This window comes from Roseisolibacter agri, from assembly GCF_030159095.1.
Lineage (GTDB): Bacteria > Gemmatimonadota > Gemmatimonadetes > Gemmatimonadales > Gemmatimonadaceae > Roseisolibacter > Roseisolibacter agri.
On the sequence record NZ_BRXS01000007.1, the window covers coordinates 303,263 to 329,338 of the forward strand.

19 protein-coding genes are annotated in these 26,076 nt (G+C 74.3%); 8 read left to right on the plus strand and 11 right to left on the minus strand.

Annotated features, from left to right (window positions below):
* Nucleotides 1–19: 19 nt before the first annotated feature.
* The 4 genes from purD to rosag_RS22450 all read right to left on the minus strand — a co-directional run bounded on the left by purD (nucleotide 20) and on the right by rosag_RS22450 (nucleotide 4,490).
* The gene (gene purD / locus rosag_RS22435; protein WP_284352418.1) at nucleotides 20–1,333 is read right to left on the minus strand and encodes a phosphoribosylamine--glycine ligase; all 1,314 of its coding nucleotides are present in this window, start codon (nucleotides 1,331–1,333) and stop codon (nucleotides 20–22) included.
* A 70-nt stretch (nucleotides 1,334–1,403) separates the two neighbouring features.
* On the minus strand, nucleotides 1,404–1,904 hold the full coding sequence (locus tag rosag_RS22440) for a hypothetical protein (protein WP_284352419.1): 501 nt from the start codon (nucleotides 1,902–1,904) through the stop codon (nucleotides 1,404–1,406).
* Between the two features lie 274 nt (nucleotides 1,905–2,178).
* Nucleotides 2,179–3,213, minus strand: coding sequence for a M48 family metallopeptidase (locus rosag_RS22445; protein WP_284352420.1), 1,035 nt, complete (start codon nucleotides 3,211–3,213; stop codon nucleotides 2,179–2,181).
* Nucleotides 3,214–3,314: 101 nt separating this feature from the next.
* A complete protein-coding gene (locus rosag_RS22450) occupies nucleotides 3,315–4,490 on the minus strand; it encodes a trans-sulfuration enzyme family protein (RefSeq protein ID WP_284352421.1) in 1,176 nt (391 codons plus the stop codon).
* A gap of 186 nt (nucleotides 4,491–4,676) precedes the next feature.
* On the opposite strand from rosag_RS22450, the gene rosag_RS22455 reads away from it, so the two are divergent.
* Nucleotides 4,677–5,738: an HD-GYP domain-containing protein gene (locus rosag_RS22455; protein ID WP_284352422.1), complete on the plus strand. Its 1,062-nt coding sequence runs from the start codon at nucleotides 4,677–4,679 to the stop codon at nucleotides 5,736–5,738.
* 13 nt (nucleotides 5,739–5,751) lie between these two features.
* On the opposite strand, the gene rosag_RS22460 is transcribed toward rosag_RS22455, so the two are convergent.
* Nucleotides 5,752–7,185, minus strand: a complete 1,434-nt coding sequence (locus rosag_RS22460) for an AMP-binding protein (protein ID WP_284352423.1) — start codon at nucleotides 7,183–7,185, stop codon at nucleotides 5,752–5,754.
* 307 nt (nucleotides 7,186–7,492) lie between these two features.
* Between rosag_RS22460 and glmM the strand changes: the two genes are divergently transcribed.
* Both glmM and glmS read left to right on the plus strand, forming a co-directional pair.
* Nucleotides 7,493–8,872 carry a phosphoglucosamine mutase gene (glmM, locus tag rosag_RS22465; RefSeq protein WP_284352424.1) on the plus strand — a complete coding sequence of 460 codons (1,380 nt, stop codon included), beginning with the start codon at nucleotides 7,493–7,495 and terminating at the stop codon, nucleotides 8,870–8,872.
* Nucleotides 8,873–8,999: 127 nt separating this feature from the next.
* Nucleotides 9,000–10,826 (plus strand): glutamine--fructose-6-phosphate transaminase (isomerizing), encoded by a 1,827-nt coding sequence (glmS, locus tag rosag_RS22470; RefSeq protein ID WP_284352425.1) that lies wholly within the window; start codon nucleotides 9,000–9,002, stop codon nucleotides 10,824–10,826.
* Between the two features lie 76 nt (nucleotides 10,827–10,902).
* Here the strand turns inward: glmS and rosag_RS22475 are convergent, their stop codons facing one another.
* Nucleotides 10,903–11,715 (minus strand): ankyrin repeat domain-containing protein, encoded by an 813-nt coding sequence (locus rosag_RS22475; RefSeq protein WP_284352426.1) that lies wholly within the window; start codon nucleotides 11,713–11,715, stop codon nucleotides 10,903–10,905.
* A 153-nt stretch (nucleotides 11,716–11,868) separates the two neighbouring features.
* Here rosag_RS22475 and rosag_RS22480 point away from each other — a divergent pair, with 153 nt between their 5' ends.
* From rosag_RS22480 to rosag_RS22495, 4 genes are all read left to right on the plus strand, one after another.
* Nucleotides 11,869–13,251: a PA2928 family protein gene (locus rosag_RS22480; protein WP_284352427.1), complete on the plus strand. Its 1,383-nt coding sequence runs from the start codon at nucleotides 11,869–11,871 to the stop codon at nucleotides 13,249–13,251.
* Nucleotides 13,252–13,362: 111 nt separating this feature from the next.
* Nucleotides 13,363–15,081, plus strand: coding sequence for a sensor domain-containing diguanylate cyclase (locus rosag_RS22485; RefSeq protein WP_284352428.1), 1,719 nt, complete (start codon nucleotides 13,363–13,365; stop codon nucleotides 15,079–15,081).
* 1 nt (nucleotide 15,082) lies between these two features.
* Entirely contained in the window at nucleotides 15,083–15,535 is a 453-nt protein-coding gene (dtd, locus tag rosag_RS22490; protein WP_284352429.1) for a D-aminoacyl-tRNA deacylase, read from the plus strand.
* 15 nt (nucleotides 15,536–15,550) lie between these two features.
* Nucleotides 15,551–16,168 carry a Maf family protein gene (locus rosag_RS22495; RefSeq protein WP_284352430.1) on the plus strand — a complete coding sequence of 206 codons (618 nt, stop codon included), beginning with the start codon at nucleotides 15,551–15,553 and terminating at the stop codon, nucleotides 16,166–16,168.
* On the opposite strand, the gene rosag_RS22500 is transcribed toward rosag_RS22495, so the two are convergent.
* The 5 genes from rosag_RS22500 to rosag_RS22520 all read right to left on the minus strand — a co-directional run bounded on the left by rosag_RS22500 (nucleotide 16,165) and on the right by rosag_RS22520 (nucleotide 23,662).
* Nucleotides 16,165–18,135 (minus strand): methyl-accepting chemotaxis protein, encoded by a 1,971-nt coding sequence (locus rosag_RS22500; RefSeq protein WP_284352431.1) that lies wholly within the window; start codon nucleotides 18,133–18,135, stop codon nucleotides 16,165–16,167. The genes rosag_RS22495 and rosag_RS22500 overlap by 4 nt on opposite strands.
* 175 nt (nucleotides 18,136–18,310) lie before the next feature.
* Nucleotides 18,311–19,408: a glycosyltransferase family 9 protein gene (locus tag rosag_RS22505; protein WP_284352432.1), complete on the minus strand. Its 1,098-nt coding sequence runs from the start codon at nucleotides 19,406–19,408 to the stop codon at nucleotides 18,311–18,313.
* A complete protein-coding gene (locus rosag_RS22510; RefSeq protein ID WP_284352433.1) occupies nucleotides 19,405–20,253 on the minus strand; it encodes a lipopolysaccharide kinase InaA family protein in 849 nt (282 codons plus the stop codon). Before rosag_RS22510 ends, rosag_RS22505 begins: the two co-directional genes overlap by 4 nt.
* Entirely contained in the window at nucleotides 20,250–22,115 is a 1,866-nt protein-coding gene (locus tag rosag_RS22515) for an adenylate/guanylate cyclase domain-containing protein (protein WP_284352434.1), read from the minus strand. Before rosag_RS22515 ends, rosag_RS22510 begins: the two co-directional genes overlap by 4 nt.
* A 32-nt stretch (nucleotides 22,116–22,147) precedes the next feature.
* A complete protein-coding gene (locus tag rosag_RS22520) occupies nucleotides 22,148–23,662 on the minus strand; it encodes an anthranilate synthase component I family protein (RefSeq protein ID WP_284352435.1) in 1,515 nt (504 codons plus the stop codon).
* Between the two features lie 88 nt (nucleotides 23,663–23,750).
* Between rosag_RS22520 and rosag_RS22525 the strand changes: the two genes are divergently transcribed.
* Nucleotides 23,751–25,982 carry a hypothetical protein gene (locus rosag_RS22525; RefSeq protein ID WP_284352436.1) on the plus strand — a complete coding sequence of 744 codons (2,232 nt, stop codon included), beginning with the start codon at nucleotides 23,751–23,753 and terminating at the stop codon, nucleotides 25,980–25,982.
* Nucleotides 25,983–26,076 lie beyond the last annotated feature (94 nt).

Here is a 26,076-nt window from a genome sequence, read left to right on the forward strand (position 1 = left end):
GTCCGAGACGCGGGCGTGGCTAGGGAGAGCGCCGGCGCGCGACCTCGCGCCAGCCGATGTCCGTGCGGTACTGCTTCCCGGCAAACTGCACCCGCCCGGCTGCGGCGCGACTGAGGGTCTGCGCGTCCTCGAACGTGTCGGCCACCGCCGTCACCGCGAGCACGCGCCCACCGGCGGTGACGAGCCGCCCCGACGCGTCGCGGGCGGTGCCGGCGTGGAAGAGATATACCCCTTCCGGGACCTGTTCGGGTAGGGCGATCGGGTCGCCGGTGCGGGGGCGGTCCGGATACCCCGCAGCCGCGACGACGGTCGTCACCGCGGCGGCAGGCGCGTCGCCGACGTCCAGCTCGACGTCGGACAGGTCGGGCAGCGCGCCGTCGACCGCGATCGCGCGCATCCAGTCGCCGATCGGCATCCAGTCGAGGTAGGGAAGGAGCGCCTGCGTCTCGGGATCGCCGAAGCGGCAGTTGAACTCGACCACCTTCGGACCGTCCGCGGTGAGCATGAGCCCCGCGTAGAGCAGGCCGGTGAAGGGGCGGCCGGCCTCGCGCATGGCGCGCAGCGTGGGCTCGATGATCGTGCCGTCGATCGCCTCCAGCAGCTCGCCCGCGGCCTCCGTCTCCATCGTCCCGACCGGCACGTAGGCGCCCATCCCGCCGGTGTTCGGTCCGCGGTCGCCGTCGGCGAGGCGCTTGTGGTCCTGCGCGGCGGGGAGCCCGATGACGTTCGTCCCGTCGGTGAGGAAGAAGAGCGACACCTCCTCGCCCTCCATGTACTCCTCGACCAGCACCTCCGCGCCCGCCTGCCCGAAGCCGCCCTCGACGAGCATGAAGTCGATCGCGCGGTCGGCCTCCTCCAGCGACATCGCGACGACGACGCCCTTGCCGGCCGCGAGGCCCGAGGCCTTGATGACGACCGGCGCCCCGAAGACGCGCGCCGCCTCCTTGGCCACCGCGGGATCGGTGTGCAGCTCGGCCCGCGCGGTCGGCACGCCGGCGTCCAGCATCAGCTTCTTGGCGAACGCCTTGGACGTCTCGATCTCGGCCGCCGCGGCGGTGGGGCCGAAGACGGGCAGCCCGCGCGCGCGGAAACGATCGACGACGCCCGCCGCCAGCGGCGCCTCGGGGCCGACGAGCGTCCAGTCGACGCCCTCGGAGTCGGCCAGGTCGGCGAGCGCCTCGACGTCGGTCGCCGCTACGGAGACGCAGCGTCCCAGCTCCGCGATCCCCGCGTTGCCGGGCGCGGCGACGATCTCCGTGTCCGGGCGCTCGCGCCGGAGCTTCCAGGCCAGCGCATGCTCGCGGCCGCCGCCGCCGATGATGAGGACTTTCATTGCGGCGCAAGATAAACGGGGCGGCCCGCCGTGCCGGCGGGCCGCCCCGTCTCGTCCCGCAACGCGTCGCTCAGCGGTACAGCGTCAGCGGGATCGGCAGGCTGTTCACGCCATAGCTCGTGAACGTCCCCTCGATGGAGAGGCCGTCGGCGCTCAGCTGCCCGCGGTAGGTGCTCCGCGAGTTCGACTCGCCGCCGTTGTCGATCGAGAGCGTCACCACGCCGGCGCTCGTGATCGATCCGACGAACTTGTACTTGCCGCCCTCGCTCAGGCCCACGACGGTGCGCTCCACCGTGCCGTCGAGCGTGGCCTCCTTCTGGTCCATGCGCACGATCCAGCTCTCCTGGCGCGTGGAGCCCGGATACGAGAGGAGCCCCGACCAGGTCGCGGCGACGCTCGGCACGACGACCGGAGCCGGCGCGGGCAGCGGGGCCTCACCCTCGCCGCCACTCCGGCGGAACTGGGCCGCGCCGGACGGGCGGATGGCGGTCGGGGCGTCGCCGGCGCACGCGGCGGAGAGCAGGAGGGGAGCGGCGACGACGATGGCGCGGACTGCCTGGCGGATGCTCACGTGGATCGACTCCTCGACGGGATGGTGGAAACGGCTCGCAAGTCCGTGTACACAAAATCTGTTATAACGACCAATTAGTCAATGGCCCCGCCCGCCGAGTGTGATCGATCGGGCGGAGGACGGAACCGCGGAGGACGGTGAAGCGGAGGACGATGCGGCGTGAGACGAGAGAGCGGCCCCTCGGGCTCGAAGCTTCGAGCTCGAAGGGGCCGCTTCATCGTTTCACGCCGTATCGCTTTCCGCCGTATCGGCTTCCGCCGTTCCGTCCTCCGCCTCAGCGATCACTGCGGAAGACATCATCGAACGCCTGCCGCGCGCGCCCCAGCGAGTCGCGCAGCGTCGCCCCGACGTCGCGCAGCGGGTCGCAGTCGTCCTCGGCGCGCTCGTCCGCCTCACGCGCCGCGTCCTCGGTGCGCGCCTCGGCGGCGTCGGCGGCCGAGGCGGCCGCGGTGTCGTCCCGGCGGACGTACTCGCCCGCGACGATCCGCACGTAGCCCTCGCTCTCGGCCCACCGGCGCAGCTCGGCCACCCGGAGCGTGTGCAGCGGGTGGTCGCGGAGCGCGCTGTTGAGCGCCTTCATGACCGTGTTCCAGCCGGAGCCGCCGGTCTCGGACTCGGACGCCTGCGCGAGGAATGCGTCGAGGTCCGTCGCGTCCTCGTCACCGCCCTGGGCCCCGCCGGCGCGCTTGAGGAAGGTGCGGTACGCCGTCCGCGGCTCCTGGATGCCGAGCAGGCCGGCGCGGTCGGCGGAGAGCTCGGCCTTGCGGTACCAGTCGAGCAGCGCGAGCTGGAAGGGGAGGAGGACCACGCCCACCAGCAGCGGCAGGTTCGTGACGCCCAGCGTGAGCAGGAGCGCGGCGACCGTGCGGTACGTGACGCGGCCGCTCATCACGTGCCCGAGCTCGTGCGCGAGGACGAACTTCTGCTCGTCCGCGTCCAGCAGGTCGAGGTCGTCGGCGTTGAGGACGATGAACGGCTCCTCGAAGCCGACCGCGCCCGCGTGCATCCACGGCGTGCGCGTCACGTACAGCTGCGGGGCGGGGCCGCGCGTGCCGTCGGGCCGGGTGTCGGGCCAGTCGAGGGTCGCCAGCACCTCCTGGTAGCGCGCCCACAGCTTCGGCCGCTGCGTCGGCCCCACCAGCACCGCGTTCCCCAGGAAGAGGTTGCGGACGCCGCGCGCGCCGTACGCGCTCGCCACCTGGCGGACCACGCCGTCGAAGCCGGGGATGCCGCGCAGCTTCCGGAGCGCGTCGCGGTCGTCCGGGTGCTCCCAGGCGAGGGGGCTGATCTGCGGAAGCGGGGTGGGCATCAGCGTCTGGATGGTGGTGAGCGACGTGCGACGGGGCGGCCCCGGAAGGCCGCCCCGTCCCTACGCCCGCGATCAGCGCGCGGTGTCAGCGACGTGGGGGCTCAGCCGGGCAGCCCGTCGAACGCGTGCTCCAGATCGGCGAGCAGATCCTCGGTGTCCTCGACGCCGCAGCTGAGGCGGATCAGCCCCTCGCCCATCCCCATCGCGTCCTTCTTGTCGGCGGGCACGGACGCGTGCGTCATCAGCGCCGGCAGGCTGATGAGCGACTCGACGCCGCCGAGCGACTCGGCCAGCGAGAAGACGCGCACGCGCTCCAGCACGTGGGCCGCGCGCGCCTTCGTGCCCAGCTCCACCGAGATCATCCCGCCGAAGCCGCTCATCTGCGACTTCGCGAGCGCGTACTGCGGGTGCGACTCGAGCCCCGGGTAGTAGACCCGGTCCTCGCCCATCCGCTGGGCCAGCCACGCGGCAACGCGGCGTCCGTTCGCGTCGTGCTGGCGCATGCGCAGGTGGAGCGTCTTGGTGCCCCGCAGCACGAGCCAGCTGTCGAACGGCCCCGGGACCGCGCCGGCCGCGTTGAGGATGAACTGCAGCCGCGTCGCCAGGTCGTCGTCGTTCAGCACCGCGATCCCGCCGACCATGTCGCTGTGGCCGTTCAGGTACTTGGTGGCCGAGTGCCAGACGATGTCGGCGCCCAGCTCCAGCGGGCGCTGGAAGTAGGGCGTGGCGAAGGTGTTGTCGACGATCAGCAGGGCGTTCCCGCGGTGCGCGACGTCGGCGGCGGCGCGCAGGTCGGTCAGCCACATGAGCGGGTTCGTCGGCGTCTCGACGAGCACCGCGCGCGTCTCGGGCGTCATCGCGTCGGCGATGCGCTGCGGGTCGCGCGTGTCGACGTAGCTGAAGCGCAGCCCGAGGTGCTGCAGCAGCTTGTCGAACAGCCGGAAGGTCCCGCCGTAGACGTTCTCGCCGCAGACGACGTGGTCGCCGGCGCGGAACAGCTTCATGATCGAGTCGAGGCAGCCCATCCCCGACCCGAACGCGAAGCCGTGGCGGCCCCCCTCCAGCGAGGCTACGTTCCGCTCCAGCGCCTCCCGGGTGGGGTTCTTGCCACGGGCGTACTCGTAGCCCTTGTGCTGGCCGAGGGCGTCCTGGACGTAGGTGGACGTCTGGTAGATCGGGGTCATGATGGCCCCGGAGACCGGATCGGGGCGCTGGCCCGCGTGGATCGCACGCGTGCCGAAACCGGACCGGAGATCGTCCTCGAAGATGCGCGTCATGCCGTCGATGCTGGCGGTTTGAAAGGGGCCCTCGGTCCGACGCGCACAAGATACCCGGAGCTCTGGTGGAGGGGGACCGGCCGGCCTCCCACCCCTGGCTCGCGCTCGTCCCGCGCCCGCCTCGCCCGCCTCGTGTCGTCCCGGCTCGTCTCGCCCTCCGCGGCCAGCATCGCAGTTCCCCCACCGGTGGCGCCGCCGCAGGCGCGGCTCGACCAGGCGCTCGTGTCGCACGGCGAGCCGCGCAAGGTCGTCGTGGTGGACGACGAGCCGCGCCTCCGTCAGGTGCTCGTGCGGCTGATGTCGCGCGACGGCTTCGAGTGCATCGACGTGCCTGACGGCCACGCCGCGCTCGCCGCGATGGAGGAGCACGCCGCGCCGCTGCTGCTGAGCGACCTGCGCATGCCGGGCATGGACGGCGTCGAGCTCCTGAAGCACGTGCGTGAGCGCTGGCCCGACACGGCGGTCGTGATGATCACCGCCGTCGCCGACGTCGAGGTCGCCGTCGGCTGCCTCGGGCTCGGCGCGATGGACTACCTGACCAAGCCGTTCCACCTCGAGGAGGTGCGGGCGCGCGTGCGCCAGGCGCTCGAGAAGCGGCGGCTCGTCGTCGAGAACCGCACCTACCAGCGCCAGCTCGAGGTGCGCGTGGCCGAGCAGGCGCGCCGGCTGGAGACGCTCTTCCTCGCCAGCATGCAGTCGCTCGCCGACGCGCTGGAGGTGAAGGACCCGTACACGCGCGGCCACTCGGTGCGCGTGTCGCGCTACGCGGCGGCGATCGGTCGCGAGCTGGGCGTGGACGAGGCGATGCTCGCGCAGCTGGAGCTGGGCGGCCACCTGCACGACATCGGCAAGATCGGCGTGCGCGAGGCGGTGCTGAACAAGCCCGGTCCGCTCACCGACGACGAGTACGCGCACATCATGACGCACCCGGAGATCGGCTGGCGCCTGCTGACGCCCCTGCTCACCGAGGCGCCGATGGCGCTGCACGTCGTTCGCTCGCACCACGAGCGCTTCGACGGCAGCGGCGTGCCCGATCGGCTCGCGGGCGAGAGCATCCCGCTGGAGGCGCGCATCGCCGCCGTCGCGGACTCGTTCGACGCGATGACGAGCCAGCGGCCCTACCGCAGCGGGCTGACGATGGAGGCGGCGCGCTCGGAGCTGCGCCGCTGCGCCGGCACGCAGTACGACCCGCGCATCGTCGAGGCGTTCGAGCGCGCGGCGCAGGCGGGCGGCATCACGCTCGGCTGACGCGCACGCGCGGTCACTCGATCGTGATCTCGCTCGGCTGCTTGTAGGCGCTGAGCCGCTCCGCGCACCAGCGCTTCACGGCGTCCAAGGTCACGTCGCCGGTGACGGCGAGCGCGATGTCGTGCTCGCGCATCGGGTCGGGGATCGCGCGCACGGTCGCGGTGCGCACGCCGGGCAGCTCCAGCGCCGCGCGCTCGATCTCGCGCGGGTAGATGTTGAAGCCGTTGCGCGTGAACATGTCCTTGCACAGGCCGCGGAACGCGAACGTCCCGTCCTCGTGGCGCACCGCGAGGTCGCCCGTGCGCAGCCAGTCGCCGTGCTTCGCGAGTCCGAGCGCGCCGTGGCGCACGTAGCCCGGACCGACGTTCGGGCCGCGCACCCACAGCTCGCCCGCCGCGCCGTCGGGCAGCGGCGCGCCCCTCGTCGGGTCGTGCACCTGCACCTCGATGTCGGGGAAGGGGACGCCGAGCGTGCCGAGGCGGTTGGGGAGCGACGGGCGGTTGAAGAGGCAGACCGGACCCGCCTCCGTCAGCCCGTAGCCCTGCCGCAGCGCGACGCCGGTGAGCTGCTCCCACCGCTCCTGCAGCTCGATCGAGAGCGGCGCGCCGCCGCAGATGCACAGTCGCAGCGCCGGCGCGGCGAGCGCGGTGCCGCGGCGCTCCAGCACCTGGGCGATCACGGCGAACACCGAAGGCACGCCCACGAGCAGCGTGATCCCCTCGCGTTCGATCACGTCGACCGCGCGCAGCGGGTTGAAGCGCTCCATCGTCGTGACGCGGCCGCCGGCCATCAGGGGCGCGAGCCCCGCGACGACGAGCCCGAACAGGTGCGCGAACGGCAGCAGCGCGAGCGCATGCTCGCCGGCCGTGATCTCCGCGGCGTCGATGGTCGCGCGCGCGTTCGAGATGAGGTTCCGGTGCGTGATGATCGCGCCGAGCGGACGGCCGGCCATGGCGGAGGTGTAGACGATCGCGGCTTCCTCGTCGCGCCCTTCGGTGTCGGTCGAGCCCTCGAGGTCGAGCGCCTCGCCCTGGTGCGACTCGAGCGCGACGTCGCGCGCCTGTCCGCCGGCCACCACGCGCGCCGTGCGCGGCGCGTCGTCGAGCAGCACGTGCGGCGTGCCTTCCGGCAGCCGCGTGGCGAGCGCCGCGCTGGTGAACACCACGCCGACGTCGGCGTCCGCGAGCTGGTGGGCGATCTCCGGCGGGGCGGCGAGCGGGTTCACGAGCACGGCGCCGCGCCCCTCGCTGGCCGCGAGCGCGACGAGGAACGCCGGCGACGTGGGGAGCAGGATCGCGCTGCGCCGGTCCTGCAGCGCCCGCACGAGTGGTGCGCTCCGGCGCAGCAGCGTCAGCCCCGCCGCGACCAGGCGGGCGGCGTCGTGGGCGTCCATCCGCCCGCCGCCGGCGGCGGCGGCAAGAGGAAGCAGGGCGAGCGGGTCGGTCATCGCGAGTGCAGGGGAGGGGAGCGCCCGCCGGTGAGCGGGCGCGGCAAGCTACCGGACCGGGCCGAACGCGGAAACCGCGCCGCGAGGCCGTGGTGGTGCGCCGAACCGCTGTGGATCGCGCCGGTTGGTGCCGAGACTCACGCGGGACCTCGACCGCGCGTGGCAGCCGCCCCGGGCCGACACTAGCTTGCACGCTTCGCCGAGCCCGGCGGGCGTGCTCGCGTCCGCCGGGCTCGCGCGGTTCCGCTGGCGGTCCGCGCGCGCACGGCGCGCGCCCAGGGGAACGGGACGACCTTCAGGAGAGCCGATGGCGTACGAAGGGTTGATGGTGAGCGTCTCCGGCGTGCGGGGACGGGTGGGCGAGGCGCTCTCGCCCGAGGTCGTGGCGCGCTTCGCGGCGGGCTTCGGCGCGTGGGCCGTGGCCCAGCGCGCGCCGGGCCAGTCGCGCGCCGTGGTCGTCGGCCGCGACAGCCGCGTGTCGGGTCCGCTGTTCCACCGCGTGGTGCTGTCGGCGCTGGAGTCGGTGGGCGCGGACGTGATCGACATCGGGCTGACGACGACGCCCACCTGCCAGCTGGCCGTCGAGCACCACCACGCCGCGGGCGGGCTCATGATCTCGGCCAGCCACAACCCGATCGAGTGGAATGCGCTCAAGATGATCGGGCCGACGGGCCTCTTCCTGGAGGCGGCCGAGGGCGAGGCGATGCGCGCCGGGATTGAGGCCGGGACGCGCTACGCGACGTGGGACGCGCTGGGCAGCGTCACGACCGACGCCGACGCCGCGCGCCGCCACGTCGAGGCGGTGCTCGCGCTGCCGTACCTGGACGTCGCCGCGATCCGCGCGCGCCGTTTCAGTGTCGCGCTGGACTGCGTGCGCGGCGCCGGCGCGGTCATCATGCCGATGCTGCTGGACGCGCTGGGCTGCGACGTGACCGCGATCAACATGCAGCCGGACGGCCGCTTCCCGCGGCCGCCCGAGCCCGTGGCGGAGAACCTGGGGGAGCTGGCCGAGCTGACCGCGCGCATCGGCGCCGACGTCGGCCTCGCGGTCGATCCGGACGTGGACCGGCTGGCGCTGGTGTCGGAGCAGGGCAAGGCGGTGGGCGAGGACTACACGCTCGCGCTCGCGGCGCGGCTCGTGCTCAAGCATCGCCGCGGACCGGTCGTCACCAACCTCTCGACGAGCCGCGTGGTGGAGGACGTCGCGCTGGCCGCCGGCGTGGAGTGCCGCCGCGCGCCCGTGGGCGAGGTGAACGTGGCGGTCGCGATGCGCGAGAGCGGGGCGGTGATCGGGGGCGAGGGCAACGGCGGGGTGATCCTGCCGGAGCTGCACCTCGGCCGCGACGCCCCGGTGGGCGCGGCGCTGCTGCTCCAGCTGCTGCTGGAGGAGGGGCGTCCGCTGTCGGCGCTGGTGGCTGACCATCCGCGTTACGTGATCGTCAAGGACAAGCTGGACCGCCCGAAGGCTCCGCTCGGCTCCGTGTACGAGGCGCTGCGCGGGGCGTTCCCCGAGGCGTCGCCCGACACGCAGGACGGGCTGCGGCTGGCGTGGCCGGACCGGTGGGTGCACGTGCGGCCCAGCGGCACCGAGCCGATCGTGCGCGTGATCGCCGAGGCGCCCACCGAGGCCGACGCGCGCGCGCTGGTCGAGCGGTCGCGCGTGCCGCTGGACGCGCTGGTGGTGTAAGACGGCTGCGTGCCGAGTGCTGCGTGCTGCGTGACCGGCCTCGGGACGCCCCTCACGCAGCACGCAGCACGCAGCACTCCGAGATTCCCTGCTCGCCTCCTCAGGATTCGCTTCAGGACAAGCTCCCATGTGTGGCATCGTCGGATACGTCGGCCCCCGCGCCGCGACCCCGCTCCTCATCGAGGGGCTGAAGCGCCTCGAGTACCGCGGCTACGACTCGGCCGGCGTCGCCGTGATGAACGGCAAGGGCGTCGAGACGCGGAAGGCGGCGGGCAAGATCTCGCGTCTCGAGAGCGCGCTCTCGTCCGCGCCCGTGCACGGCACGCTCGGCATCGCGCACACGCGCTGGGCCACGCACGGCCCGCCGACGGAGCGCAACGCGCACCCGCACGTCGACGAGCACCATCAGGTCGCCGTGGTGCACAACGGGATCATCGAGAACGCGCCCGCGCTGCGGACGCTGCTCGAGAAGACCGGGCACACGTTCAGCTCCGAGACCGACACCGAGGTGCTCGTGCACCTCATCGAGAGCGCCTATGACGGCAATCTCGAGGACGCGGTGATCGAGGCGCTGCACCTGGTGGACGGCACGTACGGCATCGCGGTGATGCACGGCAAGGAGCCGAACAAGATCGTCGCCGCGCGCAAGGGCAGCCCGCTGCTCGTGGGCCTCGGCGACGGCGAGTACTTCGTCGCCAGCGACGTGTCGGCGATCCTCGCGCACACGCGCGACGTCGTCTACCTGGAGGACGGCGAGATGGCCGTCGTCACGCGCGACGGCTATCGCATCTGCGACCTGAACGCGCGGCCGGTGGACCGCCAGGTGAGCCGCATCGACTGGGACCTCGACCAGATCGAGCGCGGCGGCTTCGCGCACTTCATGCTCAAGGAGATCTTCGAGCAGCCGCAGACGCTCGAGAACACCATGCGCGGGCGCCTCATCCTCGAGGAGGGGTTCACGAAGCTCGGTGGGCTCAACCTCACGAAGGAGGAGCTGCTGGCGATCGACTCCGTCGTCATCACCGCGTGCGGTACCAGCTGGCACTCGGCGCTCATCGGCGAGATGATGATCGAGGAGCTGTGCCGGATCCCCGTCGAGGTCGAGTACGCGTCGGAGTACCGCTACAAGAACCCGATCGTCACGCCCAACACGCTGGTGATCGTCATCTCGCAGAGCGGCGAGACGGCGGACACGCTGGCGGCGATGCGCGAGGCGAAGCGCCGCGGCGCACGCACGCTGGGCCTCGTCAACGTCGTGGGCTCGACGATCGCGCGCGAGGACGACGGCGGCATCTACCTGCACGCCGGCCCCGAGATCGGCGTCGCGTCGACGAAGGCATTCACCAGCCAGGTCGTCGCGCTCGCGCTGTTCACCCTCAAGCTGGCGCGTCTCCGCAACCTGTCGGTGGAGCAGGGCCGCCGGATCGCGCAGGCGCTCGCCGAGCTGCCCGCGCAGGTGCAGTCGATCATCGAGCGCGCCGACGAGATCGAGGCGCTGGCCGAGCAGTTCAAGAGCGCGCACAACTTCCTGTACCTCGGCCGCGGCTACAACTTCCCGACCGCCCTCGAGGGCGCGCTGAAGCTGAAGGAGATCAGCTACATCCACGCCGAGGGCTACCCCGCGGCCGAGATGAAGCACGGGCCGATCGCGCTGATCGACGACCTGATGCCGGTGGTCGTGGTGGCGCCGCACGACGCGGTGTTCGACAAGGTGACGTCGAACATCCAGGAGGTGAAGGCGCGCAAGGGCCGCGTCATCGCGATCACGACGCGCGAGGAGCCGGCGCTCAAGGGGCAGCTCGACTACGAGTTCCGGATCCCGGAGACCGTCGACATGCTGACGCCGATCCTGGCGTCGATCCCGCTGCAGCTGCTGGCGTACTACATCGCCGTCAAGCGCGGCTGCAACGTCGACCAGCCGCGCAACCTCGCGAAGAGCGTCACCGTGGAGTGAGGCGCGGTCGCGCCGGCGACACGACGACGACGGGCGGCTCCCATCCGGGGCCGCCCGTGGTCGTTCTCCTCGCCGCCTAGCGCCCGACGCGGACCGCCGTCCAGCGGGCGCGCCGCGTGGTGCAGCCGGAGGTGTCCTCCTCGAGGAACGTCCCCTCGGCGGTCGTCGCCGTGGGAAAGCGGCCGGCCACCTCGAGGTCCGTGTTCGGAGCCTTCTCCAGTCGCGCGAACGCGCCCTCGATCACGGGGATCGACTCCCGGAACCCCCACCGCGCGCGCTCGCGGTACGCGTAGCCGGGCGCGCAGTGGTAGTCGACGAGGAAGTCGGTGTCGACGATGCGCCCGCCGACCACCCGGAACGCCACGGTCTGCCCGCCGCCGGTGGTGATCCCGGCGATCGTGCCGCGCCACTGGCCGTCGCGCGGCGTGGCTCCCCGCTGCGGCATGGCCGGCCCGCCCACGGGAGCGGGCGCCGGTGCCGCGGGTGCGGGGGCGGGGGCGGGCTCCTTCCGGACCGCGTTCCCCGCGGCGCCGCGCAGCAGCTGCGCGACGCCCTCGTTCAGCGTCTGCTCGGCCCACGCACGCGCCGTGCGCCCGTCCCTGTCGGTGAGCTCCGGGCGTGCACCGGCGGCGAGAAGGAGGCGCGCGGCCGCGGTCTGCCCCCAGACGGCCGTGCCGATGAGCGGCGTGCGTCCATTGGTCCGGAGCTGGTGGTTGGGGTCCACGCCGGCCGCGAGCAGCCGGCGCACGGTCGCGGTGTCGTTCTCGGCGGCGGCCTTGTAGAGCGAGTCGCCACGCGCGTCCGCCTGCGCGGCGAGAGGCGCGGCGGAGGCGAGCAGCAGGGCGAGCGTCGTCGCGGTGCGGCGGGGCAGCGGGTGCTGGGTCGACATCGGTCGGCGTGAGGTGACGGGCCTGGCCCTCGTCGGGCCGCGGTCGACGCTGGACGAGCGCCGCGACGCGCCGGCAACCCGCAGGGGCATCCGTCGCTGGTTCGGGGCCTCTTTGCTGGCGGCGCACGCGCGACGCCGGCAGCATGGCGCGCCATGAGCGAATACCATGACCGACGCGCCGGCCCGCGGCGGCGCCGGCGCCTCGCGGGCGGCGCGATCGCCGCGCTGGCGCTGGCGACGGTCGGCGCATTCGTGTTCGCGCGCGCCGCGGAGCACGAAACGCCGCCCGCCGTGCGCGGCGCTCCCCTGCGCGTCGCGGCCACCGACGGCGACGCGCTCTTCCTCCTCACCGCGCACGAGGAGCGGCACGTCCTCTCCTCGCGCGGCCGCTCGCGGCACGTGCGGGTCCAGCACCACGTCGACCTGTGGCGCTTCGATCCGGCCACGGCGGCTCCGGTCTTTCGCCGCCGCCTGATGACCGTGACGGGTGCGCGTTCGGCGGCGGCGTTCGACGCGCGGCTGCTCGGTGCCCACGGCGGCACGCTCTGGCTGCACACCGACGGCCTGCAGGCGGTCGCGATCGCCGACGGCCGGCCGCTCGGGAACGCCGACACGATCGCGGCGCGGTCGCCGACGCTGCGCGGCGCGATGCCGACCGAGTCACGCTTCGTCACGCTCGCCGCCGACGGATTGCGCATCACGGCGACCGACGCGCGGATCCACCGCGTCGATCCCGCGACGCTGGTCGCGCAGCCGGTGACGGCGCCGCCGGCCGCCGCCGCGTCCGCGGTGACCCGCCCCGGCCGCTGGATCCCGAGCTCCACGACCGCCTTCGTGACGCGCGGGCTGGAGGCATCCGACCGGTGGCTCGGCGTGTTGAGCGCGGACGAGGGGGAGCGGTTCCGGAGCCGGGTGGCGACCGTCGCGGCGGCGCTGGCCAGCGACCGTCGCGAGCGGACCTACCACGACGCGTCGCGGCTCGCGCCGCCGCGCGACGACGGGCTCGCGGCGCCCACGCGTCTCCGCCTGTGGAGCGCGCGCGTCGACCGGGTGTCCGCCGCGCCGCCAGGCTGGCCGGCCGACCTGCCGAGCCGCTGGGGGACGCGCGCCGCCTATGCGGACATCGCGCCGCTACCGGAGAGTCCCGAGTTCCTGCAGGGCGGGCTGCTCCACGCGGGCGCCACGCCCGCCGCGCCGCTGCTCCTGCGGGAGCCCGACGGCGTCCTCGTGCTCCACCGCGACCGGCTCGGCGAGACGGGCCGGCTGCAGCTGACCCGCGTGGCCGCTCCGGGAGGGCGTCCGGTCTGGGACGCGCGCCTGCCCCTCTCCGTGCTGCAGGCGGTGCTGCCGGGCCATTCCCGCCAGCGGACGCTCGTCCTGGTCGGCCGCGAGTACGCGCCGGCCGACGGGGCGCCGCGCGATCCCCACCACACGGCGCACGAGCAGATCGTGGCAGTCGACGTGGCGACCGGCGCGGTGCGGGCCTACGACCTGACCGTCCGAGGCGCCGAGGCGCCGGTAATCGGCGCGCGATGACGCTGGTGACATTTTCGTGAGTGACTCGTACTCTTCCGTATGCGTCCGGCCCCTCTCGCGCGCTCCCAGGCAGGACCCCTGCCCGCCCTCGCGGCCCTTGCCGCGCTGACCGTGCCCGCCGGGGCCGCGGGCGGGCAGTCGAGCGTCCCGGCCGTGCTCCCGCTGGCCGCCGTGGAGTCGGTGCGCCCCGACGTCGACACGGTGACCGTGGCCGGGCGCGCGCTGGTCGGTAGCGGCGTCCTGCACGACCGCGCCCTCTACCTCTCGGTCGCCACCGGCGGGCGCGGGATCTGGGTGTACAGTCGCGGCGCCGCCCGCCTGCGGGTCCAGCCGGGCGACAGCCTCGAGGCGACGGGCGTCCTGCACAAGTACCGCGGGACGCTGGAGGTGGTGGCGTCGCACGTGCGCCTCGTGCCCGGCCCGCGCACCGCGATGCCGGCGCCGCGCGAGGAGCCGGCCGGCGCCGCTTCCGTGGTCGCTTCGGAGGGGTTGCTGGTCCGCGTGCGCGGCCACGTGGGCGCACAGGGCGTGAGCGAGGGCGGCCGCTGGCTGCGCCTGCACCGGAAGGCGGACGCCAGCGGCGTCCCCGACTCGGTGACGGTGTGGACGCCGCCGGCGCACCAGCGCGCGCCCGACCTGCACACGCTGCGCGTCGGCGACGAGGTCATCGTCACCGGCATCGCGGCGCTCTACCGCGACAACCCGACCGACCCGCCGGTCGCGCAGCTCGTCCCCCGCGGTCCCGAGGACATCACCACCGTCGGCATCCCGCGCTACTGGCGCGAGCTGGCGCTGCGCGGCCTCGCCGCGCTGCTCGTCCTCGGCGCGGCGGCGTGGGGGATCGTGCGCATGGCGACCCGACGTCAGGCGCGCGCGCTGCGCGAGACCGAGGCGCGCTACCGGCAGCTGCTCGCGCTCTCGCCGGACGCGGTGATCGTGCACGACGACGAGCGCGTGCTGTTCGCGAACCCCGCCGCGGCGCGCCTGCTGGGCGCCGTCGACGAGCACGCGCTCGCCGGCAGGCGGCTGGAGAGCTTCCTCGGCAGCGAGGAGCGGGCGGCGCTCGCCGTCGCCGCGACGGTGAGCCAGGACCCCGCGCAGCGTCCGCTCGGCCGGCGGCTGCGCACGCGCATGAAGGGCCCCGAGGGGGCGCTCGTCGACGCGGAGGTCGCGACCAGCCCGTGCCGCTTCTCCGACCGCGACGCCGCGGTGCTCGTGGCGCGCGACATCGGCCCGCAGCTGCGCTACGAGCGCGAGCTGCGCGAGCTGGCGCTGCTCGACGAGCTGACGGGGCTGCACAACCGCCGCGGCTTCCTCACGTTCGCGGAGGCGGAGCTGCGCCGCCTGCGCGGGAGCGGCCGCGGCGCGGCGCTGCTCTTCGCCGACCTCGATGGGCTGAAGCGCATCAACGACGCCCACGGCCACGCCGCCGGCGACGAGGCGCTCACCGCCGTCGCGCACGCGCTGCGCGAGGTCGTGGGCGCGCAGGGGCTCGTGGCGCGGTGGAGCGGCGACGAGTTCGTGGCGCTCGTGCACGAGCCGGAGGGCCGTGGCATCAGCGAGGCGGGTGAGGTCTCGCGCGCGTTGAGCCTGCTCCCCGGCACGCTGCGCGCGGACTCCGCCGTCGCGGAAGCGTACGAGCAGCGGCTGCGCGACGCGCTGGCGCGCCGCCGCTCGCCACACAGCCCCTACGTCGTCTCGGCGACGGTCGGCGCGCACCACCTGCCGGCCGACGGCGGCGAGACGCTGGCCGCCGCGCTGGCCGCGGCCGACGCGGGGCTGTACCGCCGCCGCGCGAAGACCCGCCCCGCCGCCGTCCTCGCGACCTGACGTGCGCGTCCTCGTTCAACGCGTCGCGCACGCCGAGGTGCGCGTCGCCGACGAGTCGGGCGGCGTGCGCGTGACCGGGAGCATCGAGCGCGGCTTCCTGCTGCTCGTCGGCTTCACGCACGCCGACGGCGACGAGCAGCTCGACTGGATGGTCGACAAGGTGCTCGGCCTGCGGGTGTTCGCGGACGCGGACGACAGGATGAACCTCGCGCTCGCGGACGTCGGCGGCGCGCTGCTCGTCGTGTCGCAGTTCACGCTCTACGGCGACGCGCGCAAGGGAAAGCGGCCGAGCTTCATCGACGCCGCGCGGCCCGAGCTGGCAATCCCGCTCTACGAGCGCTTCGTCGAGCGGCTGCGGGCCCGCGGCCCGCGCGTCGAGACGGGCGAGTTCGGCGCGATGATGCAGGTGGAGCTGGTGAACGACGGCCCCGTGACGCTGTGGCTGGAGCGCTGAACCCGTGCTGATCCCGTGACGACCCCGAAGGCCCCGCGGGTGGTGCTCGCGTCGCAGTCGCCGCGCCGCCGCGACCTGCTCGACCTGATCGGCGTGCGCCACAGCGTGCGCCCCGCCGACGTCGACGAGAGCGTGCGCGCCGGCGAGGCGCCCGACGCCTACACCGAGCGGCTGGCGCGCGAGAAGGCGCGCGCGGTCGCGGCGCTGGAGCCGCAGGCGTACGTCGTCGCGGCCGACACCACCGTCGTCATCGACGGTGAGATCCTCGGCAAGCCCGCGCACGTGGCGGAGGCGCGCGAGATGGTGCGCCGTCTCGCCGGCCGCACGCACGAGGTGTTCACGGGGATGGCGGTGCGCCTCGAGGACGGCGTCGGCGTGCGCGAGGCGAGCGCGGTGGAGCGCGTCCGCGTCACCTTCCGCCCGCTCACCGACGCCGAGATCGCGGCGTACGTCGCCACGGGCGAGCCGATGGACAAGGCGGGCGCGTACGGCATCCAGGGCTACGGTGCGACCATCGTCGAGCGCATCGACGGCGACTACTTCGCCGTCATGGGGCTGTCGCTCGTGCGCACCGTCGCCCTGCTGCGCGAGGTGGGGCTGCAGTACGAGTTCGGGCCGCTGCGGGTCGTCTAGCGGGGGACGCCGCCGCGCATGCGGCTCGCCACCGCGGCGGGCACGACGTGCGCGCCGGCGCCGTCACGCGGGGGCAGGACGAACGTCCCCACCACGCGGGCGAGCTCCGTCGCCTCGCCGGCCAGCGACTCGGCCGCCGCCGCGGACTCCTCGGCCGACGCGGCCGCGCCCTGCGTCACCTCGGTGACCGAGTCCATGGTCGCCGCGATGCGCGTGACGCCGTCGGTGACCTGTGTGACGCCAGCCGCGACCTGCGCCACGCCGTCGCGCTGCTCGCGGCTCGCCTCGGCGATCTCGCCGACGACGCCGAGCACGCGCTGGACGCTGACGTCGATCTGGCGCAGGCCATCGGTCATCGTGCCCTGATGCCGCACGCCCGCCTCGGCGTGCTGCACGCTCTCCTCGATCAGCTGCGCCGTCGTGCGCGCGGCCTCGGCGCTGCGGAGCGCGAGCGCCCGCACCTCCTCCGCGACGACCGCGAAGCCGCGGCCCGCGTCGCCGGCGCGCGCCGCCTCGACCGCGGCGTTGAGCGCGAGCAGGTTCGTCTGGAACGCGATCTCGTCGATCGTGCGGACGATCTTCGCGGTGGAGTCGGCGCTCGCCTTGATCCGTGCGATCGCGCTCGTCAGCTGCGCGAGGCTCGCGCTGCTGGCATCCACGTGGGAGCGCGTCGCCTCGGCGACCGTGCGCGCCTGGGCAGCGCCATCGGCGTTCTGCTGGCTCATCGCCGCGATCTCGTGCAGGCTGGCCGACATCTGCTCGGCGCTGGCCGAGAGCTCCTGGATGTCGCGCGAGACCTCGCTCACCGCATCGGACTGGCGCACCGCGCCGTCAGCCAGCGCGCGGCCGCTCGACTCGATCTGGGCACCCGCGGCGCCGACCTGCTCACCGACCGCGGCGATATCGCGCAGCGCGTCCGCCAGCCCGTCGGCCGCGGTGTTCACCGCCGACTTGATGCGCGCGTGGTCGCCGCGGTACTCGCCGGTGACGCGCCGCGTGAGGTCGCGCGCCGCGACGCGCTCGAGCACGATCGCCGCTTCGCTCACGGGCGCCACGACGGCATCGAGCGTTGCATTGAGCCCGCCGACCAGCTGGCCGAACGCGCCCTCGAAGCGCGCCGCGTCGCCGCGCGCCGACAGGTCGCCGATCTGCGCCGCCTGCGTCAGGCGCGTCGTCTCGGACACGACCTCGCGCAGCGTCTCGACCGAGCGGCGGAACGATGCCGCCAGCGCGCCGATCTCGTCGCGCGCGTCGTAGGTGATCGCCTGCTCGACGTCGCCGCGCGCCACGCCGTCGGCGACGACCACGAGATCCGACAGCGGGCGGATGACGCGGCGCACCGCAAGCACGCTCGCCACGACGACGCCGGCGAAGAGCACGACTGCCGCGAGCGACAGCAGCTGCCGCTCGCGCGCGACCGTCACCGCCTGACGCGCGACCAGGGTGTCGACGTGCGCCGTGAGCGTGTCCGCGAGCTGCGTGAGCACCTCGGTCGGCGCGCGGTCGCGCCCCTTCATCATGCTGTCCGCGACGGCGGGGTTCTTCCCGTCAGCGGCGACGAACACGACCAGCGCCGAGTCGAACTCCTGGTCCAGCTGGGCGTGCGCCTTCGAGAACTGCTCCGTCAGGCGCAACGCGATCGTGTCGCCCGCGACGAGCGTCCGCAGGGAGTCGACGCGCGACGCCACGCGTGCCTCCTCTTCATGCAGCTGCTTCGTGTACTTCTCCCGCGCCTCGGCCTCGTGCCCGCGGATGAGGATGTTCTTCCACTCCTGCATCTGCGTCTTGAAGTGGACCTGCGCGACGATCGCGTCGCGGCGCGCCTGCACCGGGCCGGCCAGCATCTCGGCGTACGAGCGCGCGAGCGCGGCCTGGCGGACGAGCAGTGCGGTGGTCAGCGTGCCGCCGATCGCGATCGACAGCCCGACGGCGAGGTACATGCGCCGGGCGACGGTGAGGTTCCACATGGGACGAGAGAGGGGAGGGAGTGGGCAGCGCGAGCGTCGTGTAACGATTCGGTCACGACATGCGCGCCCTCTTCCAAGTCTCGTTACCCCCGCTGCCGATCTTCATGACGGGCGCCGTGACGTTTTCGTGTCACAGTCGGCCGCAAACGGCGCTCGGGCGCCGCGAGTTCGTCCCCTAGGGTCGATCGCCGTAGTGCGTGCGCCAGCGCTCCACCTTCTCGAGCACCTGCGCGACGGTGATGCGCGGCAGCCGGTCCATCCGGTTCTCCATCGAGATCGGGTAGTCCTCGCCCGGCTCGCCGTACGCGTCGATCATCAGGTCGCGGAACTTCCGGTACGGCCCCACGCGCTTCGGGTTCGAGTAGCCGATGAGCGACACCACCGGCCGGTCGAGCGCGACGGTCATGTGCAGCGGCCCCGTGTCCGGCGACAGCACGAGCGCCGAGCCGTCGAGGATCGACACGAGGTTGCGCAGCCCGCTGCCGAGCGCGGACACCGGCCTGTGGCGCGCCTCGCGCATGATGATCGCCTCCGCCGCCAGCTCGCGCTCCGAGCGCCCGCCGACCAGCACCGGCTGCAGCCCGTAGTCCGCGTACAGCGCGTCGCACACCGCGGCCCAGCGCTCGGGCAGCCAGTCCTTCTGCGGCTTGCTGGTGGCGACGACGATCGACGCGACGGGTCGCTGGATGGGCGCGAAGAAGTCGCGCTGCCACGCGCGCTCCTGCGGCCACGGGCCGAGGTCCCAGACCACCGGATCGTGCGGCACGCCGAGCGCGTCGAGGAACTCGAAGTACTGGTCCTGCACGTGCTGCATCGGGTGCGGCGGGACCTTCGCGTTCGTGAACAGCCAGTTGAAGTCGCGCGCGCGCGCCCGGTCGAAGCCGAGCTTCACCGGCGCCGGCACGAAGCCGGTGATGAGCCCCGCCTTGAAGTAGACCTGCAGGTCGATGCACAGGTCGAACGGCCCGCGCTCGTGCAGCGCACGCCGCACGTCGAGGAAGCCCTGCGCGCCGGCCGAGCGGTCGAAGAGCACGATGTCGTCGACGGCGGGATGGCCCCGCACGAGCGTCGCGGGGCCCGGCTGCAGCACCCAGGTCACGTGCGGCGCGGGCTGCAGGCGACGGAGCGCGGTGAGCAGCGGCAGCACGTGCACCGCGTCGCCGACGGCGCTCATCATCACCACGCACACGCGGCGCAGCGGGACGTGCGCGTACGGCGCGTCGGTGCGGCGCGCGATGGGCGGCAGGACGGTGGCCTCGCGCGGAACGCTCACGTCGTGCCGGAGTTGTGGCCCGGGCGCCAGACGAGGTCCACGTGCGCATCCGGGCCGCGGCGCGCCATCAGCCGCAGGCAGTCGAGCTCCAGATCCGACACGGCGAGCCCGCGCTGCGTGCGCCACTTGTGGATCGAGCGCTCCAGCCGGCGCAAGTTGGCCTCGCCGATCACGTGGCGGCGCGCGTCGGACGCCGCCTCCTTCTGGCGCGCGACGTCGAGGTCGAGCACCCAGGCGTCCAGCGCGTCGGGATCCTCGGCGCGCGGCGCTGGCGTCACGAGCACGTTCTTGAGGTTGAGGTCCGGATGCCGCACGCCCGAGTGCGCGAGCGCGTGCAGCAGCGCGCCCGTCGCGCGCACCCACGGCCCGCGCGGGTCGCGCATCAGCGGCAGCGTGCGCAGAAGCGCCGCGAGGTCCTGCGCGTCCGGCACGAGCCGCGTCATCACGTCGGCGCGCACGAGCCCCGGCCCCGCCGGATACAGCGCGTACGCCACCACCTCCGGCGTGCGCACGCCGGCCGCGCGCAGGCGCTCGCTCAGCGCGAGCTCGTGCGGCGCGCGCGACGGCGCGACGAACAGGTCGCGCGTGACGCGCGCGAGCAGCCCGCCGTGCCACGAGTGGCGCACCACGACGGCATCGCCGCCGGGCAGCGACACCGCCCACGCGGCGGCGCGGCCACGCAGCTCGCGGCGGCCAGGCTGCGCGCGCGCGAAGGCCGTCAGCGACCCGTGCTCCGCGATCGCGCGCGCGAGGTCGTCGGCGAGGTCGGCGCGGCAGACGAGCGTCGCGCCGCGCACCGCGAGCCGCACGTGACCCGCGGGCGCGGCGTCGAGCAGCGCGCTCACTCCGCGAGCGCCACGACGTGCACGGGCGTCGTGCCCAGGGCGTCGGACTCGCGCATGCGCGGGGCGGGGCGTCGCAGCGCCCGCCGCAACGAGTCCGCGAGCAGGATCTCGCCGGCGCCCGCGGCGTCGCACAGCCGGCTCGCCTGGTTCACGACGTCGCCGATCACCGTGAACTCGAGGCGGCGCTCGGAGCCGATGTTGCCCGCGAACACCTCGCCGTACGACAGGCCGATGCCGATCGCGAGCGGCTTGCGGTGCGCGGCCACGCGGCGCGCGTTGAGCGCGTCCACGGCGCCCAGCATGTCGATCGCCGCGGCCAGCGCGCGGTCGGCGTCGTCGGCGCCGCTCTCGGGCGCGCCCCACTGCGCCATCACGCAGTCGCCGATGAACTTGTCGAGCGTCCCGCCGTGGCGGAACACGCACTCCACCATGCCGCTCAGGAAGTCGCTGAGCGTCTCCGCGAGGTCGTCCGGCGACAGCTCGGCCGCGAGCTTGGTGAAGCCGCGCAGGTCGGCGAACAGCACGGCGACCGTGCGCCGCTCGCCCCCCAGCCGCACCGCATCCTGCGAGCGCGCGATGCGCTCGGCGACGGGCGGCGCGAAGTAGCGCGCGAAGTTCTCGCGCGCCACGGCCTCGCGCCGCACGCGCTCGGCCAGCCGCGCGTTCTCCAGCGACGCCGCCCCCAGCGACGCGAACGCCGTGAGGAAGTCGAGGTCCGCCTCGGCGAACTGGCGATGCGGATCGGCGCTGTCGACGTACAGCGCGCCGAACGCACCGCCCTCGGCGTCCAGCAGCGGCGCGCACATGGCGGAGCGCACGCGCTGCCGCAGCACCGACTGGCCGACGAAGCGTGGGTCTGCGGTGGCGTCGACGGTGAGCAGCGCGCTGCGGCGCGCGAGCGCGGCGCGCGTGATGGTGCGCGGCACCGGCGGCGCACCGGCGGCGATGAGGTCCGCGCCCCAGCGGTCGCGCGCGACGGCGGGCACCAGCTGCGCGTCGTAGTCGCTCGTGAGCAGGATGGCCGCGCGGTCCGCGTCGAGCGTGCGCAGCGCCGCGCCGACGATGCGCTCGTGCACGGCCGCGACGTCCGCCGCGCCGCCGAGGGCCTTCGTCGCCTCGAGGAGCTGCTGCAGGCGCCGCGCGGTGAGCTCCTGCGGCGACGCCGCCTCGCGCTCGGCCACGATGGGCGGCTCGCCGTCCGGATCCGCGGACGCGGGCGGGGCGGGCTGCGCCGGGGCAGCGGCGAGGACGGGGGCGGCCGCGGGGATCGGCGCGGCGCTGCGGGCGGGCGTCCGGGCCGTGCCCACCGCCGGCGGGGCCGCGGGCTGCGCGATTGGCTTCAGGAGCGTGGCGCCCGGCGGGGGCCCGGGCTCGGCCTCCTGCGGGACGGCCGGTGCGTCGGCGCTCGGCGTCGCGCGGCCCGCCCCCTCGTCGAGGTCCGACGCGGGGCGCGACCCGGAGGTCGCCTCCGCGGGGAGCAGCTCGGGCTCCGCGCTCGGGGCCGCGCTCGGGGCCGCGCTCGGGGCCGCGCCGCCGTTGTCGAGCACCACCAGCTGCTGGACCTCGCCGTTCTCGCCCTCGCCCTCGACGCGCAGCGGCACGACGCCGAAGGCGACCACGTCGCCGGCGCGCAGGCGCGCGCGCTCCACGCGCACGCCGTTGCGGAAGGTGCCGTTCCGCGACCCCAGGTCCATCACGACCAGATGGTCGTCCACGATGTGCACCTCGGCGTGGCGCCGGGAGACCGTGGGGTCGGAGAGGACCAGCGAGCACTCCGCGGAGCGCCCGACGACGAGCGACCCGCCCCCGGGCGGGAAGTCGGCGAGCGTGGTGCCGTGGGCGTCGACGAGGTGGAACGACATGCCCCGAATCTAATGGTCCCGGCGCCGCGTGCTCAGCCGGTCGGCCGCGGCGCCGCCGCCCGGACCCGGCCGATGGCGGTCAGCATCGCGCGCGCCTTGTTCTCGGTCTCCTCCCACTCCTTCACCGGGTCGGAGTCGTAGACGATGCCGGCCCCGGCCTGGACGCTGGCCTCCCCGCCCGCGATGACGCAGGTGCGGATGGTGATCGCCATGTCCATGCGCTGGTCGCCCGCCGCGATGTAGCCCACCGCGCCCGCGTACGGGCCGCGGCGCTCGGGCTCCAGCTCGTCGATGATCTCCATCGCGCGGACCTTGGGCGCGCCGCTCATCGTGCCGGCCGGGAAGACCGCGCGGAAGACGTCGATGGCCGAGCGGTCGTCGACCAGCGTGCCCTCCACCTGGCTGACGATGTGGAGCACGTGCGAGTAGCGCTCGATGTGCATGAGGCTCGTCACCTCGACGCTGCCGTAGCGCGCCACGCGCCCCACGTCGTTGCGGCCGAGGTCCACCAGCATCACGTGCTCGGCCCGCTCCTTCTCGTCGTCGAGCAGCTCGGCCGCCATCGCCTCGTCGGCGGCGGGCGTGGCGCCGCGCGGGCGCGTGCCGGCGATGGGGCGCACGATGACGCGGCGGTCGGCGACGCGCACCATCAGCTCGGGCGAGCAGCCCACCAGCTCCACCCCGTCGAGCACCAGGTGGTACATGTACGGCGACGGGTTGATGGCGCGCAGCGCGCGGTACAGCGCCGAGGAGTCGAAGTCGTGCGGCACGCGGATGCGGCGCGCCAGCAGCGCCTGGAAGCAGTCGCCGGCGCGCACGTACTCCTTGATGCGGTCGACGTCGGCGATGAAGCGCTCCCGCTCGTACGTGCTCTCGCCCACCGCCGGCGCGGCGGCCGGATCGAGGTCGAGCGCGGGGAGCGGCAGCGGCGCGCGCAGCCGCGCGATCGTCGCATCGACCGTCGCGACGGCGTCATCGTACGCGGCGCGCAGGTCGTGCGGATCGCCCGCGGTCGCCTCGTCCACCGGCACGCCGACGACGACGCGCGCCTGCGCGCGCAGGTTGTCGATCACGACCAGCGCGCGCGTGAAGACGAAGAGCGCGTCGGGCGCCTGCACGCCGCGCGGCGGCGCGTTCGGCAGCCGCTCGATGTGGCGCACCACGTCATACGCGAAGAAGCCCACCGCACCCGCCCAGAACGGCCCGAGCGCGGCGACGTCGGCCGGCCGGAAGCCGGCGACGATCGCCTGCAGGTCGGCGAGCGGGTCGGCGGGCGTGCGGGCGTTGTGCCAGCCGGACTCCGGCGTCCAGTCCTCGACCACGCCGTCGGCCAGCCGCCACGCGCCGCGCGGCTCGGTGCCGAGGAAGGTGTAGCGGCTCCAGGTCTCGCCGCCGGCGGGCGCGCTCTCCAGCAGGAACGCGAACGGGCCGCGCCGCAGCTTGGCGAACGCCGACACGGGCGTGTCGGTGTCGAGCAGGCAGTCGCGCCACACGGGCACCAGCGTGCCGGGCGCGGCGAGCGCGCGGAAGTCGTCGAAGGCGAGCACGATGTGCGAGGAAGGACGGCGAAGCCGGGGCAGGGACGTGCGCTGGGACTGCGCTTGCCGCGCGCCCGCGCCCCGGCGAGACTGCGGCATGCGTGACACGCGAGAGATGCGACCGACGCGCCCGACGTACCGTCGCCCGAGGACCGCCACGGTGATGCTCGTGGCGATCATCGCCGCGCTGCCGGCCGCTGCCGTCGCACAGGGCGCGACGCCGACGGCGAACGGCTGGAACGACTCGACGTCGATCGCGCTGGTGCGGCGGTCCGCGGAGCGGCGGCGCGTGCAGCTCGCCGACACGGCGCTGCGCGACTACCGCGCGCTGGCCCGCGGCACCCTCACCTTCCTCGGCCAGCTCGGCGACGTGATCGCCACGCCGCCGAAGGTCATCCAGGCCACGCAGGTGGCGACGGAAGTCTACTGGCGCGCGCCGAGCCTGAGCAAGCAGCGCGTCATCGGCTCGCGGGACACGACCGTGCTCCCGACCGACAACTCGTTCTACCGCGACCGGTTCGGGATCGTCCAGAACAACTTCCCGAACGTCATCCGCGTGGGCGAGGGGCGCGACGTGGCCGACGTGCCGCATCCCCTGTCCCCCAGCGGCGAGGCGCTCTACGACTTCGCGATCCGCGACTCGCTCGGCATCCGCCTGGGCGACCGGACGGTGAACGTGCTGGAGGTGCAGGTGCGGCCGAAGGACCCGACGCAGGCGCGCTTCGTCGGGACGCTGTTCGTGGACCGCGCCGACGCGCAGGTGGTGCGCATGGCGTTCACCTTCACCAACGCGTCGTACCTCGACAAGCGCAACGAGGACGTGTCGATCGTCCTCGAGAACGCGCTCGTGCAGGGCCGCTTCTGGCTGCCGCGCCGCCAGGAGGTGGAGGTGCGGCGCGTGGGCACGTGGATGGACTTCCCGGCGCGTGGCATCATCCGCGGCCGCTGGGACATCGGCGACTACCGCGTGAACCAGGAGCTGCCGATGACGACGTTCACCGGCCCGGAGCTGGTGTTCGCGTCGCCGGCCGAGCGCCGCGCGTACAGGTTCGAGGGCTCGATCCTGGACGCCATCCCGCCCGACGTCACGATGGTCACGGACGACGACGTGCAGCGGGTACAGGCGCAGGCGCGCGCGCTCGTGCAGGCGCAGGTGCTGCAGCGCGCGCGCGGGAGCGCGCTGTCGGCGCGCGCGATCTCGGACTTCGTGCGCGTGAACCGCGCGGAGGGGCTCGCGCTGGGCGCCGGCTACCTGACGCGGCTGGGCGGCGGCTACGCGCTGCGCGCACAGGGGCGCTACGGCTTCGCGGACCGGCAGGCGAAGGGCGCGCTGACGCTGGAGCGCCGCTGGGCCACCGGCGGCGCACTGCGCATCGAGGGCTTCCGCACGTACCGCGAGGCCGGCGACGAGCCGGAGGTGTCGCTCGCGCGCAACTCGCTCGCGGCGCAGGAGTTCGGGAGCGACTGGACGGATCCGTACGACGTCGCGGGCGTGCAGCTGGGCGCGTCGCTCCCGCTCTGGCGCGACATCCGCACGACGCTCACGCTCGGCTACGAGATGCAGGACGCGGTGTCGGTGCGCGCGCGGCCGCTGAGCGGCGCCTACGAGCCGACAATCCCGGCGGCGACGATCTCCGGGCTGCGGCTCACCGCGCTGGCCGAGCGGGCAGCGGTGACGGGGCCGTTCGGGACGTCGCTGCGCTGGCGCGCGGAGGTGCGCGGCGGCACCTGGACGTCGGGGCGCAACAACGGCCTCGCGTGCCCGCAGGGCGACGCGTGCGGCCACTTTGGGCGCGGCGCGCTGACGCTGGAGCTGGAGCGCCCGGTCGGTGCGGCGGAGACGAATCGACTCGTGACGCGGACGACGCTCGCGGGCGTCGTCGCGTCGTCGGAGGTCGGGCTGCTCGCACCCGGCCGGGGCAGCGCCGGCTCCGGGGATCCGGCGCGGGTGCGGACCGATCTCCCGCCGCAGGAGCTCGTGTACCTGGGCGGTCCGGTGACGGGGCCGGGCTACGACTTCCACGCGTTCGCGGGCCGCTTCGGCGCGAGCCAGCGCGTGGAGTGGCGGACGCCGGTACCGTTTCCGTCGATCTCGCTGGGGCGCTACGGGCGTTCGCCGGCGCGCGCGACGCTCGCGCCGTTCGCGCACACCGTCTACCTCGCGCGGCCGTCGCCCTTCCGGCCGGGGCAGGCAGGTTGGTCACCCGCGGTGGGTGCGGGCGCGTACCTGTTCTTCGACCTCGTGCGCATGGATGTCGCGCGCGGGCTGCGCGACGGGCGCTGGACGTTCTCGCTGGACGTCACGCGCGACTTCTGGCGCGTGCTCTGACGGGTCGGCGGCGCGGCGTGCCGTCCCGCGTCGCGGCGATGCGGGTGATGCGTGCGGCCGGTGCGAGACTCGGACACACCGAGCTCGCGCCGAA